General features: G+C 43.9%; 12 protein-coding genes. 9 read left to right on the top strand and 3 right to left on the bottom strand.

Annotated elements, in window-relative coordinates; all coding sequences use genetic code 11:
• Positions 1–154 precede the first annotated feature (154 nt).
• The 5 genes from MHI12_RS15180 (at position 155) to MHI12_RS15200 (ending at position 7,072) form a co-directional block, all read left to right on the top strand.
• A complete protein-coding gene (locus MHI12_RS15180) occupies positions 155–1,087 on the top strand; it encodes an ArsR family transcriptional regulator (RefSeq protein WP_341007495.1) in 933 nt (310 codons plus the stop codon).
• A 232-nt stretch (positions 1,088–1,319) separates the two neighbouring features.
• A complete protein-coding gene (gene licT, locus MHI12_RS15185) occupies positions 1,320–2,168 on the top strand; it encodes a BglG family transcription antiterminator LicT (RefSeq protein ID WP_341007496.1) in 849 nt (282 codons plus the stop codon).
• 158 nt (positions 2,169–2,326) lie between these two features.
• Positions 2,327–4,264, top strand: coding sequence for a beta-glucoside-specific PTS transporter subunit IIABC (locus MHI12_RS15190; protein ID WP_405172859.1), 1,938 nt, complete (start codon positions 2,327–2,329; stop codon positions 4,262–4,264).
• A gap of 43 nt (positions 4,265–4,307) precedes the next feature.
• On the top strand, positions 4,308–5,774 hold the full coding sequence (locus tag MHI12_RS15195) for a glycoside hydrolase family 1 protein (RefSeq protein WP_405172860.1): 1,467 nt from the start codon (positions 4,308–4,310) through the stop codon (positions 5,772–5,774).
• 173 nt (positions 5,775–5,947) lie between these two features.
• Positions 5,948–7,072 carry a phosphotransferase enzyme family protein gene (locus tag MHI12_RS15200; RefSeq protein ID WP_405172861.1) on the top strand — a complete coding sequence of 375 codons (1,125 nt, stop codon included), beginning with the start codon at positions 5,948–5,950 and terminating at the stop codon, positions 7,070–7,072.
• A gap of 98 nt (positions 7,073–7,170) precedes the next feature.
• On the opposite strand, the gene MHI12_RS15205 is transcribed toward MHI12_RS15200, so the two are convergent.
• Entirely contained in the window at positions 7,171–8,022 is an 852-nt protein-coding gene (locus MHI12_RS15205) for an AraC family transcriptional regulator (RefSeq protein WP_341007500.1), read from the bottom strand.
• 176 nt (positions 8,023–8,198) lie between these two features.
• Between MHI12_RS15205 and MHI12_RS15210 the strand changes: the two genes are divergently transcribed.
• Positions 8,199–9,605, top strand: a complete 1,407-nt coding sequence (locus tag MHI12_RS15210) for a glycoside hydrolase family 4 (RefSeq protein WP_341007501.1) — start codon at positions 8,199–8,201, stop codon at positions 9,603–9,605.
• A gap of 88 nt (positions 9,606–9,693) precedes the next feature.
• Here MHI12_RS15210 and MHI12_RS15215 read toward each other — a convergent pair whose 3' ends face one another.
• Complete coding sequence (locus MHI12_RS15215; RefSeq protein ID WP_341007502.1) at positions 9,694–10,581, bottom strand: LysR family transcriptional regulator; 888 nt, start codon at positions 10,579–10,581, stop codon at positions 9,694–9,696.
• A 383-nt stretch (positions 10,582–10,964) separates the two neighbouring features.
• On the opposite strand from MHI12_RS15215, the gene MHI12_RS15220 reads away from it, so the two are divergent.
• The 3 genes from MHI12_RS15220 (at position 10,965) to MHI12_RS15230 (ending at position 13,603) form a co-directional block, all read left to right on the top strand.
• Positions 10,965–11,711 (top strand): acetoacetate decarboxylase, encoded by a 747-nt coding sequence (locus MHI12_RS15220; RefSeq protein WP_082704226.1) that lies wholly within the window; start codon positions 10,965–10,967, stop codon positions 11,709–11,711.
• Between the two features lie 14 nt (positions 11,712–11,725).
• Entirely contained in the window at positions 11,726–12,757 is a 1,032-nt protein-coding gene (locus MHI12_RS15225) for a ketopantoate reductase family protein (RefSeq protein WP_405172862.1), read from the top strand.
• A gap of 195 nt (positions 12,758–12,952) precedes the next feature.
• A complete protein-coding gene (locus MHI12_RS15230) occupies positions 12,953–13,603 on the top strand; it encodes a hypothetical protein (protein ID WP_405172863.1) in 651 nt (216 codons plus the stop codon).
• A gap of 42 nt (positions 13,604–13,645) precedes the next feature.
• Here the strand turns inward: MHI12_RS15230 and MHI12_RS15235 are convergent, their stop codons facing one another.
• Complete coding sequence (locus tag MHI12_RS15235; RefSeq protein ID WP_405172864.1) at positions 13,646–15,364, bottom strand: helix-turn-helix domain-containing protein; 1,719 nt, start codon at positions 15,362–15,364, stop codon at positions 13,646–13,648.
• Between the last annotated feature and the right edge of the window lie 169 nt (positions 15,365–15,533).

Raw genomic sequence — 15,533 nt, forward strand, 5'->3', positions numbered from 1 at the left:
GAATTCGCTTAAAAGCAAAATCAAATCATTGATTTGTTATCTAATATGTATCATAATGCTTATATATTGAGCAAGTTCATTTTTATGAGTTCGCAAAATAACGAATCCTGAAATTGAAATAGATCGATTTTACTCAAAAAAGGAAGTGAACATCATGATGCTTGGGACAGATGCAGCTTCATTGCTAATTTACGAGGCACTGGCAAGTGAAGCCCGTTTAAACATTGTGCGCCTGCTGCTACAAAACAGGGAAATGCATATCAATGCGCTTGCCCAAGAGCTTTTTCTGAGCAAAGCTATTGTAAGTACACATGTAAGCAAGCTGCAAAAAGCCGGAATTGTCGGTAGCCGAATGAAACGGGAGAACGGTGGAACCTATAAATACTGTTTTATCGTACGAGAGTTCATGACTATTAACCTGTCACCAGAGCCTGTTGATGCTCCCTACCATGAAATATCCATACCGGTAGGTCAGTATACAGATTATGAAGCGTGGCCGACCTGCGGGATTGCGACAACTACGCAGATGATTGGACAGTACGACACACCGGCCTGCTTTATGGACCCGGATCGGGTGAACGCGGGAATACTTTGGATGGCACGAGGTTTTCTTGAATATAAGATTCCCAATTATCTATACAATGATCAGCATCTTCGAGAGATTGAAATTTCCCTTGAATTAAGCTCGGAAGCACCAAAGGTGAACGAAAACTGGCCGTCAGATATTCGCTTTACCCTTAACGGCAATGACCTTGGTACTTGGACAAGCCCTGGCGATTTCGGAGATCGGAAAGGTAAACATACGCCACTATGGTGGAAGCTGGATGTCAACCAGTATGGTGTATTGAAAATGCTGCGTATTAACGGGGAGGGCACGTTTATTGATGGTCAGCGCATCTCGGACGTGTGCGTTCAAGACCTGAATCTGGGTGCATCCACCTATTGGACCTTTGGATTGAAACCGGAAGAGGGCGTAGCTGGCCGAGGCGGGCTTACCCTTTTTGGCAAAGGTTTTGGCAACTATGATCAGGATATTTTGATTCGATATTATTATGATGCTCAGAAAAATAAAACTCCAGACGAATAGGATTTTCGTTTTGATGTCAGTTTATAGAGGGAAAGTTCCACGATGAACCACCTGCAGAACAATTCCAGAGTAATGGTATTGACAACGATTACATAGCTGATATAAGATACAGCTATATAAGGAGTGTCACTGATTCGATCAGGCACCACCAAAGTCTGGATTTCACAAGTTTGTTTATTACTTGTGTATTGGACATTGGTGGTGCTTTTTGCATACTGGGGGTGATTGCATCATGAGGTTTAAAAAATCGTTAAATAACAACATCGCACTGGCGGAAGACGCCGAAGGCTGCGAAGTCATTGTCATCGGAACGGGTGTTGGCTTCAAAAAAGTAAAAGGACAGCCGATTGAGCAGAGCCAGATCCAGAAAATGTTCCGAATCGGCTCGAATGATAAATATCAGCGAGTTGAGCAATTTCTCAGTGATATCCCACTGCAAGTCATCGACATTACGGATCAGATTATTGAAGAAGGCAAGACAATGATCGGAAAAAAGCTGAATGACTCGATCCTGTTAACACTTGCGGACCATATTCATTTTGCGCTGGATCGTTTCAAAAAAGGCGTGGATGTGCAAAATCCGCTTCATTGGGACATTCGCCATCTATATCCTGCCGAATACCGTGCCGGAGAATGGGCAGTTCAAAAAATCAATGATGCTTTTCTAGTCTCACTGCCATCTGGTGAATCAAGCTCTATTGCCCTTCATTTCGTGAACTCACAATTCGACTCGGGCAGTATGAACCAAACGATTAAAATTACACAGATGATTAACGACATTTTAGGTATCATGACAGAACATTTTAGGATGACACTGAATCAGGAATCTGCTGATTTTTCCAGGTTCATCACCCATCTGAGATACTTCATTGTTCGTCAGTTGAACCGGGAAGTGCTCTCGTTCAAAGATCAGCAATTTTTATATGATGTATTGTCGGAGCGATATCCTGTCAGCTTCCAATGCGCACTCAAAATAAAGGAGGCGATGGAGCAGCAACGCGGATTCGTGATTACTCCCGATGAGATGGTATATCTAATGATCCACATCGAGAGAGTGACATCCCGTACCGATACGGATTGATCTCCATACAACCTGTTTGAAGTTATACCATCATCAATATGAATTGAATATGGAGTGTTACTGATTCGATCAGGCACCACCAAATGTTTCCGACTCCGCATCTGCGGCGGGCCGGTATTACATTTGGTTTTTTTTTCGCCAAAAAAGGAGGAAGCAGCATGAATCATCGGGAGTTGTCCAAAGAAATTATCCAGTTAACAGGAGGGCAAGAGAATATTAGCCAAGCCTGGCATTGCATCACACGGCTTCGTTTCAACGTTCGAGAGCAAAACAAAGTTCAACTGGAACAGATTAAAGCACTTGATGGCGTGCTCGGCGCACAGTTTCAGAACGATCAGTTTCAAGTGGTTATTGGCAACCAGGTTGCAGCCGTATATGAGCAGATCGAGGATCAGTTGAAGCAGAGCGGCATATCGCAGCCTGAAGCAGACGCGCCACGCTCTAAAGGGATTAATGCTGTTTTGGATACGATCTCCGGCATTTTCACTCCGATTCTGCCTGCCATCGTAGGTACCGGTATGTTAAAGGGGATTCTGGCACTGCTCGTTACACTTGGAGCGATACAGGAGAAAAGCGGGGAGTATCAAGTTCTGTCTTCCATCGCAAATGCGGCCTTTTATTTCTTGCCTTTCCTTCTGGCTGTATCGTCTGCGCGCAAGTTCAAAGTGAATGAATATATCGCCCTAACGCTTGCAGGTACTTTATTGTATCCAACGTTTCTGAATGCGTATCTGGCAAACCAGCTTGAACCGATTCGTTTTCTCTCGCTGCCCGTGTCGATTGTGAATTATACCCAGTCCGTTATTCCCATTATTCTGGGTGTGTGGCTTCTGAGTTATGTACATCGCTGGGTGGATCGTTTTATTCCCGGTCCGGTCAAAGTCATCTTTACTTCGATGATTGTGTTAGTCATCACGGTGCCGATTCTATTAATTGCGATTGGCCCCCTCGGGAATTACATGGGCATCTATCTGGAAATGGGTACTTCCTGGCTCTTTGCCCATTCGGGTCCTTTAACCGGCATTATTCTCGGGGGTCTCATGCCTCTGATTGTTATGACTGGAATGCATTATGCGTTCTTCCCAGGCACATTGCAGAATCTGAGCAAACTCGGATATGACGTGCTTTTGCTGCCGATCAACCTGATAACCAATATGAGTCAGGCTGGTGCAGTCACGGCTGTTTTCCTCAAGACCAAAGATAAAAGAATGAAATCCATTGCTTTATCCAGTGGCATATCTGCCTTGCTTGGCATTACTGAACCTGCACTGTACGGTGTCACCTTGAAGCTGAAAAAACCATTTTACGCTTCACTCATCGGTGGAGCAGCGGGGGGCGGCTTTATTACCGCAGTGGGTCTGAAATGCTTCGGTTTCGCTGTACCAGGATTGCTGTCACTTCCGTTATACATTGGCCCGAATGGTGGCATGTCTAATTTCTGGTTTGCATTAATCGGAATTGGCATCAGCTTTAGTGTTTCCTTCGTGGTGACTTTGCTGCTGAAATGGGATGAGCCAAATGCACACAATTCTGCAATGTCCGACTCAGCACAAACAGTAACCGAACAGGAACAGGATACAACCACTGCCTTTTCTCAAGAAACGGTGACACCTGTCACAGTACATTCCATTGAGGATAAGAAAGGGGAGGTGTTCAGCCCGCTCACTGGTGAATTGGTGCCGCTCGCACAGCTTCCGGATCAAACGTTTGCTGAGGAAATGACCGGGAAAGGTATTGCCATTCGTCCGCAGGATGGACGTGTTACCGCTCCTTTTGACGGAACCGTCACGTTGGTTGCCAAAAGTAAACATGCGATTATGCTGACCTCATCCAGTGGAATCGACATTCTCATTCATGTTGGTCTAAACAGTGTGTCGCTCAAAGGGAAATATTTTGACGTGAAGGTTGTTGCCGGACAAGAAGTGAAGAAGGGTGATTTGCTTCTGGAATTTGATATGGATGGCATCCAGGGTGCGGGTATTAATCTTGTGACACCAGTCATTGTAACCAATACGCCGGATTACCTCGATGTAGTACCTGTTCAGGTGAAGGGGGTGATTCCAATGAATGAATTGCTTCTGCTCACCGTTCGTTGACAGCTTCATGAATACCACATACAAAAAAAAGGAGAGAAACAACATGACAAAAACAATTAAACACTCATTTCCTAAAGGATTTTTATGGGGTGGAGCTACCGCTGCCAATCAGCTCGAAGGTGCATATGACGCAGACGGCAAAGGACTATCTACCTCAGACATGGCTCCATTCGTTCCACATGAGGAGCGCAATGGCAAGGATTTCACCTTCGACGTGGATTCAGTTCAATTGGAAGAATATCTGAGCGATAACACCAACGTATATTTTCCGAAACGGAACGGCGTGGATTTCTATCATCGCTACAAAGAAGACATTGCCTTGTTTGCAGAGATGGGTTTCAAAGTGTTTCGTCTTTCGATCGCGTGGACACGGATCTTCCCAACAGGAGAAGAAGCAGTTCCCAATGAAGCTGGTCTTGCCTTCTATGATAACGTGCTCGACGAACTCTTGAAATATGGCATTGAGCCGCTCGTAACGATCTCTCACTACGAGATGCCTGTAGAGTTAACCCGCAAATACAACGGCTGGGAAAGCCGCGAGATGATCGATCTGTATCTGAAATTTGCCAATACGCTGTTTGACCGTTACAAAGACAAAGTGAAATACTGGATCACCTTCAATGAAATGAACATGATGCTGACAAGTCTGTATACTGGCGGCGGCATTCTAGAAGATAAAATCAAGGGAAACCCGGAGCAAGTGGCTTATCAGGCAACGCATCATCAGTTTGTAGCTAGTGCGCTGGCTGTCAAAAGCGGAAAAGAGAAAATGCCGAATGCACAAATCGGCTGTATGATCTGCCGTCTGGAAACGTATGCTGCTTCTAGTAAACCGGAGGACGTTCTGCAGACGTTGAAGGAAGATCAGATGAACCTGTTCTACCCAGAGGTGCAGGCACGAGGCGAATACCCATCCTATATGCAAAGATATTTTGAGGAAAATGGCATTGAACTGGTTAAAGCTCCTGACGACGATGCCATTATCCGGGACAATACCGTGGACTTTATTGCTTTCAGTTATTACATGACGTATATCGGAAAATATGACCCGAATGACAACAGCAACTCTGGTATGCTGGTCAGTCAGATCAAAAACCCGCATCTGAAAGCTACCGAATGGGGATGGCCTATCGATCCAATTGGTCTTCGCGTCGCGCTGAACCGATTGTATGATCGTTACCGGATGCCGCTTTTCATCGTTGAGAACGGGCTGGGTGCTATCGACACACCGGAAGAGGACGGGGCAGTGCATGACCCTTATCGCATCAATTACTTGCGCAGCCACATTGAGCAGATGAAAGAAGCGGTTGCTGACGGCGTGGAACTGATGGGTTTCACTAGCTGGGGACCTATCGATATCATTAGCTGCTCGACTTCTGAAATGGGCAAACGTTATGGTTTCATTTATGTAGATCAAGACAATGCCGGCAATGGTTCATTGGAAAGAACCCGCAAGGATTCCTTCTACTGGTACAAACAAGTTATTGAAACGAACGGAGAAATCCTGTAATTATACAAAATTCTTACACGCCGCCCATATGGGCGGTTCTTTATTTTACACTGGTAAAATCAGGGGTAATTATGTAAAATTGTGATATTCAAACAAGAGGAGTGAATTCAATGTCTAACAAGGTGATTGTGCTTTAGGTTCACAGAAGGATATTTGCGTTACAGGGATTCCTTTTGTGGACATTGCAGTGCGGGAAACCGTCCAAACAATGTTTACTGGAGGAGATTATTATTAATTTTAACGAAGCTGTTAACATCAGCAATACACATGTACTGACGCAGGTACCCGAGCTGTTTCATCTGGAGGGTTACGATATTCAGCTTATTCCGCCTCATGAGGGTGGACGGAATGTCGTTTACACCTGTGAGCAAGAGGGACGTGAATCGCTAATTCTCCGAGTGTCTTTTTTGCCTGACAGAAAGCGTGAAGATTACATTGCCGAACTGGAGTATGTCCGGTATTTATTTGAGCATGGTGCAAGTGTCTCGAATGTAGTCAGCTCAAAAAAGGGGCATCTGCTGGAAGAGATCACTTATGATCATAATACCTTCTTTATCTGCCTGTTTAACAAGGCCAAGGGGAAGTTGCTGGTAGAGAACCATTATCAGTACCGTGAAGGCGTTCCACTTAGCGAATACTATTATAATAGCGGTAAAGTTCTGGGCAGAATGCATCAACTATCGAAAGGGTACACTCCCGTCCATCGCCGGTATCATTTGATTGACAATTACAGCGGTGAATATATCGATAACCTGGTACCTGAATCATTTCCTCTGCTTAAGGAGAAGATGGTTGAGCTTCTGAATACCTTACAAGGTTTGGATACAAACCAGGAAACATTCGGCATGATTCATTTCGATTATAATGACGGGAATTACTCAATCGATTTTGATACCGGACAGATCACCGTGTATGATTTTGATAATTCATGCTTCGGTTGGTATATGGTTGATCTGGCAGATCTATGGACACACGGCGTCGGCTGGATTCAATTTGAGCCGGATGCGGATAAACGCAAACAGTTCATGGATGACTATTTCCAAACCGCCCTCGCTGGATATACTTCCGAAACCAAGATCGAAGATTCGATGCTGGAGAAGCTGCCTTTATTTATTCAAATCACCCTTCTGGAAAATATTCTAGGTCAATTTGAGGAAATGCAGCGTGCTGGCGAAGAACCTGAAGCTGACGAAGCACTGTTGTATCTCATTAAATGTCTGGAAGAGGATATACCGTATAAAGGATTTTTCCATGAGATGTATTCCACTGAAGCTCCTTTTGAGTATGAGGGACGCTGAAGGGACCTGTACCTAAACTGAACCATGAATAACCAAGGATTCATCAAGTATGGAGGCAGCCGGATCGACCGGTTGCCTCTTTGTTTGTCTGCGGTATTTTATTCAAATTTGGAAGGGGGCACGTTGTAGAATTTTTTGAATGCTTTGGAGAACGTAAAGGGATCGGGATAACCCAGAAATCCGGCAATTTGCTGAATCGTATATTTTTTCTCGTACAGATAGTCTCTGGCCCGGTTCATTTTGATCTGATTGATGTACTGTCCAGGTGTTATACCGAGAATTTTTTTGAACAAAGAAATAAAATATTTCTCAGAGACGCCGGTAATATCTGCAAGTTCGTTAACTCGGATGGCACGATGCAGATTCTCATCCACGTATGAGAACACATTCTGTAGAACCTCCAGACTTCCTTCGATTTTCCTCAGTTTCCGGTCTTTCAGAAACTCACCGTGATATAAGCCTTGCCCGTGTAATTCCAAAATTTTAGCAATGACGAGAAGCAGAGAGGCTTTCAAGTAAAGTGGACTGGCGGAAGCGCCGCTGCTCTGCTTGAATCTTCGATAGGACGAGGTGAACAGCGTTGATTCCTCTTGAATCAGATTACCAGGTACAATGCCCGGGAGCTGAAACTCGCCGAGAATTCTTTTTTTCTCAGCGATGCTGAAATCAAAGTGAATGTAAACGAATCGGCAAAACTCTCCGGTCGTGGAAGCCATATAGGGCATATCCGGATAAAAAAACACGACGTCACCCGGGTTCGCCATATGCTCGATTCCATCGATGGTAATCTGGACGGAGCCTGCTGTAATGAACCACAGATCATAATCGGAATGAGACTTGTGCTCCGTCCAATTACTGTCGTGCGTTTGTTCCAAATAAGAGCTCATGCGAAGTGTGATATACTCCGAAAGTTCGTCGATTATACTCATATTTACAGTTCCTGTGTGCATCTAATCCAACCTAATCCTCTCGACTTTATGACATCCTTCATTTTTGATTATCGTAACAAAGGTTTTATATCTTATTAGCTATCGTACCATATGACATGTATTGAAAACTATCACACATTCCGATTCCAGCCCACTCCCCTATAATGAACTTATATCGTTACGAGGAGGGGTTATTGATGAATGCTACAAGTACACAGCATCCAAAGGTAGTTGTTATTGGGGCGGGCAGCCTGTTTTTCGGTCGTCAGTCCATCTGGCAGATGGTTCACTCCCCATACTTGAATCAGGGAACGCTGGCTTTGGTGGATACGGACGAGGAACGACTTTCAAAAATGGTAACACTGGCGGAAAGGGTCGCTCGGGAGAATAACGTATCCTTAAAGATTGAAGGCTCGGTGGACCGAAGACAGGTGCTTCCGGGAGCAGACTTCGTTGTACTCAGCTTTGCGGAGCAATCGGTGAAGTATCGAGGCATCGACTGCCAGGTTTCTCTAAAGTATGGAATTCGTATGTGTTCTGGCGATACGATTGGCCCGGGCGGAATCTTTCGTGCGATGCGGGAACTGCCGGTTATCATGGAGTGTGCCAAAGACATCGAGGAGCTGTGTCCAAATGCGTGGGTGATCAATTATATTAACCCGTCTACCGTTCACGGCATCGCTTTACATCGTTATGCACCCAATCTCAAATCATTTGCGCTGTGCGATAGTCATCATATGCCGCATAAAAAAGCCTATTACGCTGTAAGAGCCGGAATCATAGGAAACAATAGCCAGTTCACTGAGGAGATCAATCAGAAATTCGATTTTCGTATCGCGGGTGTCAATCATTTCACTTGGCTGCTCAAAGCCGAGTATGAAGGAAAAAATGTGATGCCCACAATTGCAGAAGCCATGCGCAAGCTGGCAGGTGATGAGAATAACGGCGGTGATCGCGGCGCAAAAGCTCTTTTTAACGATGCGATTACCTATGAACTGTATGATATTTTCGGAATCATTCCTACTTGTACGGCGCATACAAAGGAATACGTTCGGTATTGGCAAGGTCTTGGAAAAACTGCAGATACCATTCCTCCATTATCGATCTGGGAGACAGAGGACAGATATGAGCGTCATGACGAAATGTGGCGTCAGGTGGATGACTTTCTTGCAGGGAACATCCCGATTGCCGATTATATGAGCACCTTCGGACCAGATCATGCGACTGATATCATCGAGAATATGGTGGCGAACTTGGGCAAAAAGTTCTTCATCAATACGCTCAATCAAGGCGCGGTAACCAATATGAATGCGGATTCGTTCCTGGAACTACTGTGCGATGTAGATATGGATGGAGTGAAGCCACTCCATGTAGGCGAGATGCCACGTGGAATCAGAGGGATGCAAGAACTTGTACTTGATACGCATGAGCTTACGGTTGAAGCTGTGCTGGAACAGAGCTATGAGAAACTGAGAAGGGCGATGCTCACTGATCCGCTCGTGAATTCCATCAGTGACGCAGACAAGATCATCCATGAATTGTTGGAACTGGAGCGCAAGATGATTCCGGACGTTTGGTACAAGGATAGACTGCAGTATAGCTAAGAGTAGATAACGATCAAAGACCACGTCGGTTCCTTCCAAGGGACTAACGTGGTCTTTGTTTTTATCGTTTGTCATGTATCAAGAAATCCTACTCCACTTTAAACAATCCAGCATGGTCTTCATAGTACGAAGTAATAAAATCACGAAATTCTCTTACAGCAGGAGATAACCATTTTTGTTTGACCCAGGAGAGGCTAATTGGATATATAGCGGAATCATCAGCAATTTTTACATAACGTAATCCTAGTGTTCTACATACGGAGATCGGAAGCAATGCAACACCCTGGTTAAGTCTAATAATTTCGAGCAGGGTATGAGAATCGACCTCAAATGCATGATTGGGGATGAAGCCTGATTTTTCACAGAGCATGGTGGTAAACCGGCTGTACTCCTTATTATCGGCAAGGGAAATAAAGGGCTCATTTGCAACAACATTTAATGAAATTCTTGTCTCTCCGCCGTATGCATGATTCGTGGGCACAACTAGAACAATGTCCTCATCTACAAGTACAACACTCTCAATCTCCTCATCCTGAATCGGATGCCCGGTAATGCCCAGATGCATGTCACCTTTCTTCAAACCTGTAATAATTTCACTGCGGGTCCCAATACCCTGATGAAGCTTGGTTTCGGGGGAACCGTTGATATAGTCACTAATGAGACCTGTGAGGAACCGAGTATTCGTAATTGAGATCCTGATTGTATTGGATATTTGCTGTTCCTCCGCTTTAATCTCCATCTCTGCATTTTCAATTTCAATAAAAATCCGGTTTACGTGCTTGAGCAAAATCTCACCTGAGGAATTCAATTGAATGTTTCTTCCTCTCCTATGAAATAGGGGAGTACCCAGTTCATCCTCAAGTCTTTTGATCGTCAAGCTTAGGGAAGGTTGAGCAATATTCAATTGTGCAGCTGCCTTAGAGATATGTTCAGTATAGGCAACGGTCTGAAAATATTTGAGCTGAAGCAATTCCATACACATGCACTCCTTATTTATTTTGATAAATATATATAGTACTTATTATGTATTATATTAAATTTAAATATTGATGTAGAATTTTTTTATGAGATACAGATCAAATTTTTAATACCAAAAACCTGGCTATATAAGTTGAACTAATATTTACACAATAAGGGAGAGGACAGAAAAAACCTGAAAAAGCGAAGCGTTCGCCTAAAAGCTTTCTGAAAGAAAGCTGCATCGGAAGCATAAGCTATCACCGGATTTTCCCCTTTAGAAGGGGAATCGAAAAATCTGGGGATAACAGCGATTGGAAGGTTGTTCTGTCATCGTAGTGTCAGTGTAAATAATCTTTAGTTCAACTTATATAGAACCAAAACATAAGGTAGGTGTCTTTGATGAAAATCGATGTGAATAACATAGCCAAAAATCTGAATACACCCCTAACGGCTCCGGCATACCCGATGCCACCGTACAAATTCGTGAATCGTGAATACTTGAATATTATTTATCGAACCGATGAAAAAGCGTTGCGGGCAGCCGTACCAGAGCCTCTGGAAATTACGGAACCCTTGGTAAAATTCGAAGTGATGTGGATGCCGGATGTTTCTGGACTGGGTGCTTATACCGAAGCTGGACAAGTTATCCCTGTGCAATTCAATGGGGAGGAAGGCGATTATGTGCATTCAATGTACGTAGACAATTTCCCCGCGATTGCGAGTGGTCGAGAGCTCACCGCCTATCCGAAAAAGCTGGGTGCACCCAAGTTGTATACCGATTCGGATACACTTGTCGGCACACTTGATTATGGGACGCTGCGTGTAGCCACGGCAACGATGGGCTATAAACATGTGGAGATGGATAAAGAGTTCGCCAAACGTGAAATATGCCGACCTAATTTTATGATTAAGATTGCTACCGACTATACCGGGAATTTAAGAATATGTGATCTGATTCGTACTCAAATTACGGACATCGAAGTGAAGGAAGCTTGGACAGGACCTGCCCGGCTTCAATTGTTCGAACATGCGTTGGCACCTCTTGCAGATCTGCCTGTGTTGGAAGTGGTGTCCGCTTCTCATATCCTTACCAACCTAACCTTAAATGCTGCACAACCTGTATATAACTACCTGGAAGAGAAATAAGGAGGAAAAATAAAATGAGAATTGCAATTGTAGGAGCAGGATCTTTGGGAACCATCGTAGGTGCATACCTTGCGGATGGTGGACTGGAGGTTGAGTTAATTGATGCATATCAGGAACATGTAGATGCTTTAAATCAGACGGGTGCTAAAGTGACGGGTACCACAGAGTTTCAGGCCAAAGTAAAAGCAATTACTCCTGATCAAAAATCAGGACAGTATGACCTCGTGTTACTTCTAACCAAACAACTCTACAACGATTCCATCCTTCAGGAACTACTTCCATTCTTGAAAGAAGACAGTATGGTGTGTTCCTTGCAGAACGGGATTCCGGAAGAGAAAGTCGCGTCTATTGTTGGTGAAAAACGTGTTATTGCTGGCTCCGTTGAATTTGGCGCTACGTTCATTGAGCCAGGTGTATCAAGTCTGACAACCGAGTACACTCAATTTAAGCAGTATGCTTTTCAGATTGGCGAATTAAATGGTGAAATCACCGAACGAATTCAACGTGTGAAGTCGGTGTTGGATCTTGTGGGTGGAACACATATTTCCGATAACCTGGTTGGAACCAAATGGTCCAAATTGCTGATCAACAATGCATTTAGTGGTTTGTCCGCTGCATTGAATGGGGAATACGGAGACATTATTGATCACGAAGCCGGCATTGTGAGTGCAGCTCATATTGCGGACGAGACGATTAAAGTTGCTCGCGCCAATGGGGTTACCTTGGTTAAAATGAATGGATTCGACATCGCTTCACTCGAAATGAACAGCAAAGAAGATATCCCTGAACGGGTGAAAACATTACGTTACGTGATGGAGCCCTCCAGACTGCTCAAAGCAAGCATGCTTCAAGATCTGGAAAAGAACCGCAAAACGGAAATTGATTATATTAATGGCGTTGTTTCAAGCAGAGCAGAAGGTACCGGAATTGCGACACCTTATAATGATTTAGTTGTAAAACTGGTCAAATCTGCTGAAGAAACTCAAACCGTTCCTGATTTTGACACGAACATAAAAGCTTTTGAAGAACTATTAAGTGTTCAATAATAAATTTAATTATTTCAACTGAAAGTCGCTAATATAGCGGCTTTTTTATTGTATCCGAAAATCTAGTCAGGCTTGATTTTGCGAAAGATAGAATAATCTTCGTGATTTTTGTTTCCTAAGATTATACAAAAAGGGGAATTAAATTTGATATAATATAGACTGGCTGTTTATTTTTCTATTCGAAGGAGATTCATTATGAGGTACTCTTGGTGGGAATTCGGGTTTTATTTGGTTGTATTGATGTTTGTCATGTTTATGCAAATAAATGAATATCCTCTATTTCTGATTGTAGGGGTTGTAGTCGTTACCATTCTTATCGCATTTATTAAGCATGTTTTTTATCCTTTAGTATTTGATAAGCGTATAGATCGTTTAGAGTCCTTTTTATCCAAGCAGCAAAATACACCTGGGACATACATTATTTATGTTTTTGCGAACAGACTTGATGATGAGTCAGAACTTGTTATGGAGCAGATTATGCAGAAATATAAGCGAAGAACAACACAAGCACAGTTCAAGGCAGCTTACGGGTTATATCGTAAGGATATGTTTGCCATTCGGCAAGCTGTACCTCATATCGGCTTATCGGATTACCGTACATATTACGAAACCATTCTACTCTTGGAAGACGGGAAAAGTGAAGATGCGCGGGAAAGACTTCAATCCATTAAAAAACAATGGATGAGATCAACACTGCTCGCGGGTCTTGAACTCAAAGCAGAAAACCGCGATACCGCTATTCAGCACGCGCATGAAGCACTTAACTCTTCCAGAGGTGTTAATCGTTATGTTTTATATAAGGAATACGAAAGAGTATTACCAGAGGTTGTTGGACACATATCGTAAGATGGTTAAAATGTTTTGAAAAAATAAACCGTGAAGCACGGTTTATTTTTTTTCATTTACTGGCACAAGGGCCAGTCCATCCTTAGCAAAAATAGAGGGTAGAATCGTCAATAACCTCTCACGGGTAAGGGGATCATCGTAGTTCCAGCCAGCTTCTACTATATGTACTTTACTGGGTGCCAACATGCTAACCAAACTTTGGAGCGGAGAAGGTATATTTACATTCATCTCCTCCTGAGGTACCATCACGAAGTTTCGGTCTCCACCGTATTGCGTGATTTTATTGTGATCAATTTGTATCCAAGGTCTGCCATCAACGATCAGTTGATTTACGGATACAGTGGGTCGAAAGCCAAGTGATTCATACACGGTAGCGGCAAATCCCGTCTGTCCCATAACATATATGTTCTTGCCCAGCACCAGATAGACAGTTGCTCGCTCTCCTGCAATATAATCATCCGCCAATTGTCGCCGTATCCTCCTGACACTTTCCTCATAGCGGTCGATCCACTGTTCAGCCGTTCTGCTCCGACCGAAAAGATCCGCAATATAACGAAGACGCTCAAAAGTGCTGGTTGATTCGTGATAAACGATGGTAGGGGCAATGGCATCCAGTCGATGTAACTGCTGCTCACTATAGTTGCCTAGCAGGATAAGATCAGGCTTCAGTAGGAAGACTTGTTCTGGTGCGCCTTGCAGTCCAATGTCCGGGATCTGATGCAGTTTGTTACGATATATGACTTGTGATTTCATTGTAGTCATACCCGCGCCGACTGGACGGATACCGATAGCAAGCAACTCGCCAAGGGTATTGGTGCCTGTGGCTACGATACGCAAAACCGCATCAGGAAGAGAAATCTGCCTGCCGAGGGAATCGGTTATCGTTCTTTGCCTGGTACGTCTTTGTATATTCGCGTATTCCCGTGGAGGGTGTCCTGTGAGCTGATGAAAACGCCGACTGAAATAATACTCATCCTTAAAACCGACTTGTCTGGATATTTCACGCAAGGTATCGGTAGAACTGGACAGTAGCTTTTTAGCATGCTTGACTCTAAGCTCTGCCAGGTAATCCGTTGGTTTCTTGCCAGTCATCACCTTAAACAATTTGCTATATTGCCATCGAACCATGCCAGCCATTTCGGCCAAGAACTCTACGGTCAGATCTTCGTTGTAGTGCTGCTCCATATAGCTGAGTGTACGTTGAACCGCTTGATCATTTTGCACTGGCGGAGCAGCGCTTTCTAGCTGAGCCATCAGACCAAGAATCAGTTGCAGCCGGGCCTGAGTAACTGCTAATTTTGAATGATGTGTAGAGGTGTATTTCTTCTCCTGCAACCGATTTTTCTTGTTGGATTGCAAAGGCGACGGAGAAATCCAGTCCTCACTTGCAAACGCCAGTTTTATAGTAGAAAGAGACAGCCTGTAAGGCAAGCCCAGAATAAGAGGAGGGCAAGCCGGGAGCAGATCCAACTGATCCACTTGAAAAGCAAGAAAGGTCAACCGGGCTACATGCGCTTGCTCTTTTATCGTTTGGAGAATGTAGGATTGCTGAGTAGGGAGCAGAATACAACTGCCTTGGCTCAGATCTTGGGGAATATTGTTCGTTAACAGCCGAATTCCATGATCCAAAGCAATAAGCAGTGTGTATTCATTGGCAGCCTTGCTCTTGGTTGATGGATTATGATGATTGGTTTCCTGCAGTGGTGTGAGCTGAAGCAGATCATACTGCTGCAGTTGGATGTATAGGGAAGCCATTTGCATTCTGGAGCACTCCGATCTAGTGATAATAATTCTCAATTGCTAGTTTACCACATTTTACACGTTAGAGAATGTTTCGTTGCAGACCCTATTACACGCAGTACAAATTTACAAAATCAAAAAATCCTCCATAGCCCAAAGGGTTTGGAGGATTTTGACGCCATCATCAATG

Origin of the sequence: Paenibacillus sp. FSL H8-0280, assembly GCF_045040665.1 — a bacterium.
Lineage (GTDB): Bacteria > Bacillota > Bacilli > Paenibacillales > Paenibacillaceae > Paenibacillus > Paenibacillus xylanexedens_A.

Excerpts from the sequence above, each read along its gene's own strand:
- MHI12_RS15180 (WP_341007495.1), top strand. The coding sequence starts at position 155 with ATGATGCTTGGGACAGATGCAGCTTCATTGCTAATTTACGAGGCACTG.
- licT (WP_341007496.1), top strand. The coding sequence starts at position 1,320 with ATGAGGTTTAAAAAATCGTTAAATAACAACATCGCACTGGCGGAAGAC.
- MHI12_RS15190 (WP_405172859.1), top strand. The coding sequence starts at position 2,327 with ATGAATCATCGGGAGTTGTCCAAAGAAATTATCCAGTTAACAGGAGGG.
- MHI12_RS15195 (WP_405172860.1), top strand. The coding sequence starts at position 4,308 with ATGACAAAAACAATTAAACACTCATTTCCTAAAGGATTTTTATGGGGT.
- MHI12_RS15205 (WP_341007500.1), bottom strand. The coding sequence starts at position 8,022 with ATGCACACAGGAACTGTAAATATGAGTATAATCGACGAACTTTCGGAG.
- MHI12_RS15210 (WP_341007501.1), top strand. The coding sequence starts at position 8,199 with ATGAATGCTACAAGTACACAGCATCCAAAGGTAGTTGTTATTGGGGCG.
- MHI12_RS15215 (WP_341007502.1), bottom strand. The coding sequence starts at position 10,581 with ATGGAATTGCTTCAGCTCAAATATTTTCAGACCGTTGCCTATACTGAA.
- MHI12_RS15220 (WP_082704226.1), top strand. The coding sequence starts at position 10,965 with ATGAAAATCGATGTGAATAACATAGCCAAAAATCTGAATACACCCCTA.
- MHI12_RS15225 (WP_405172862.1), top strand. The coding sequence starts at position 11,726 with ATGAGAATTGCAATTGTAGGAGCAGGATCTTTGGGAACCATCGTAGGT.
- MHI12_RS15230 (WP_405172863.1), top strand. The coding sequence starts at position 12,953 with ATGAGGTACTCTTGGTGGGAATTCGGGTTTTATTTGGTTGTATTGATG.
- MHI12_RS15235 (WP_405172864.1), bottom strand. The coding sequence starts at position 15,364 with ATGCAAATGGCTTCCCTATACATCCAACTGCAGCAGTATGATCTGCTT.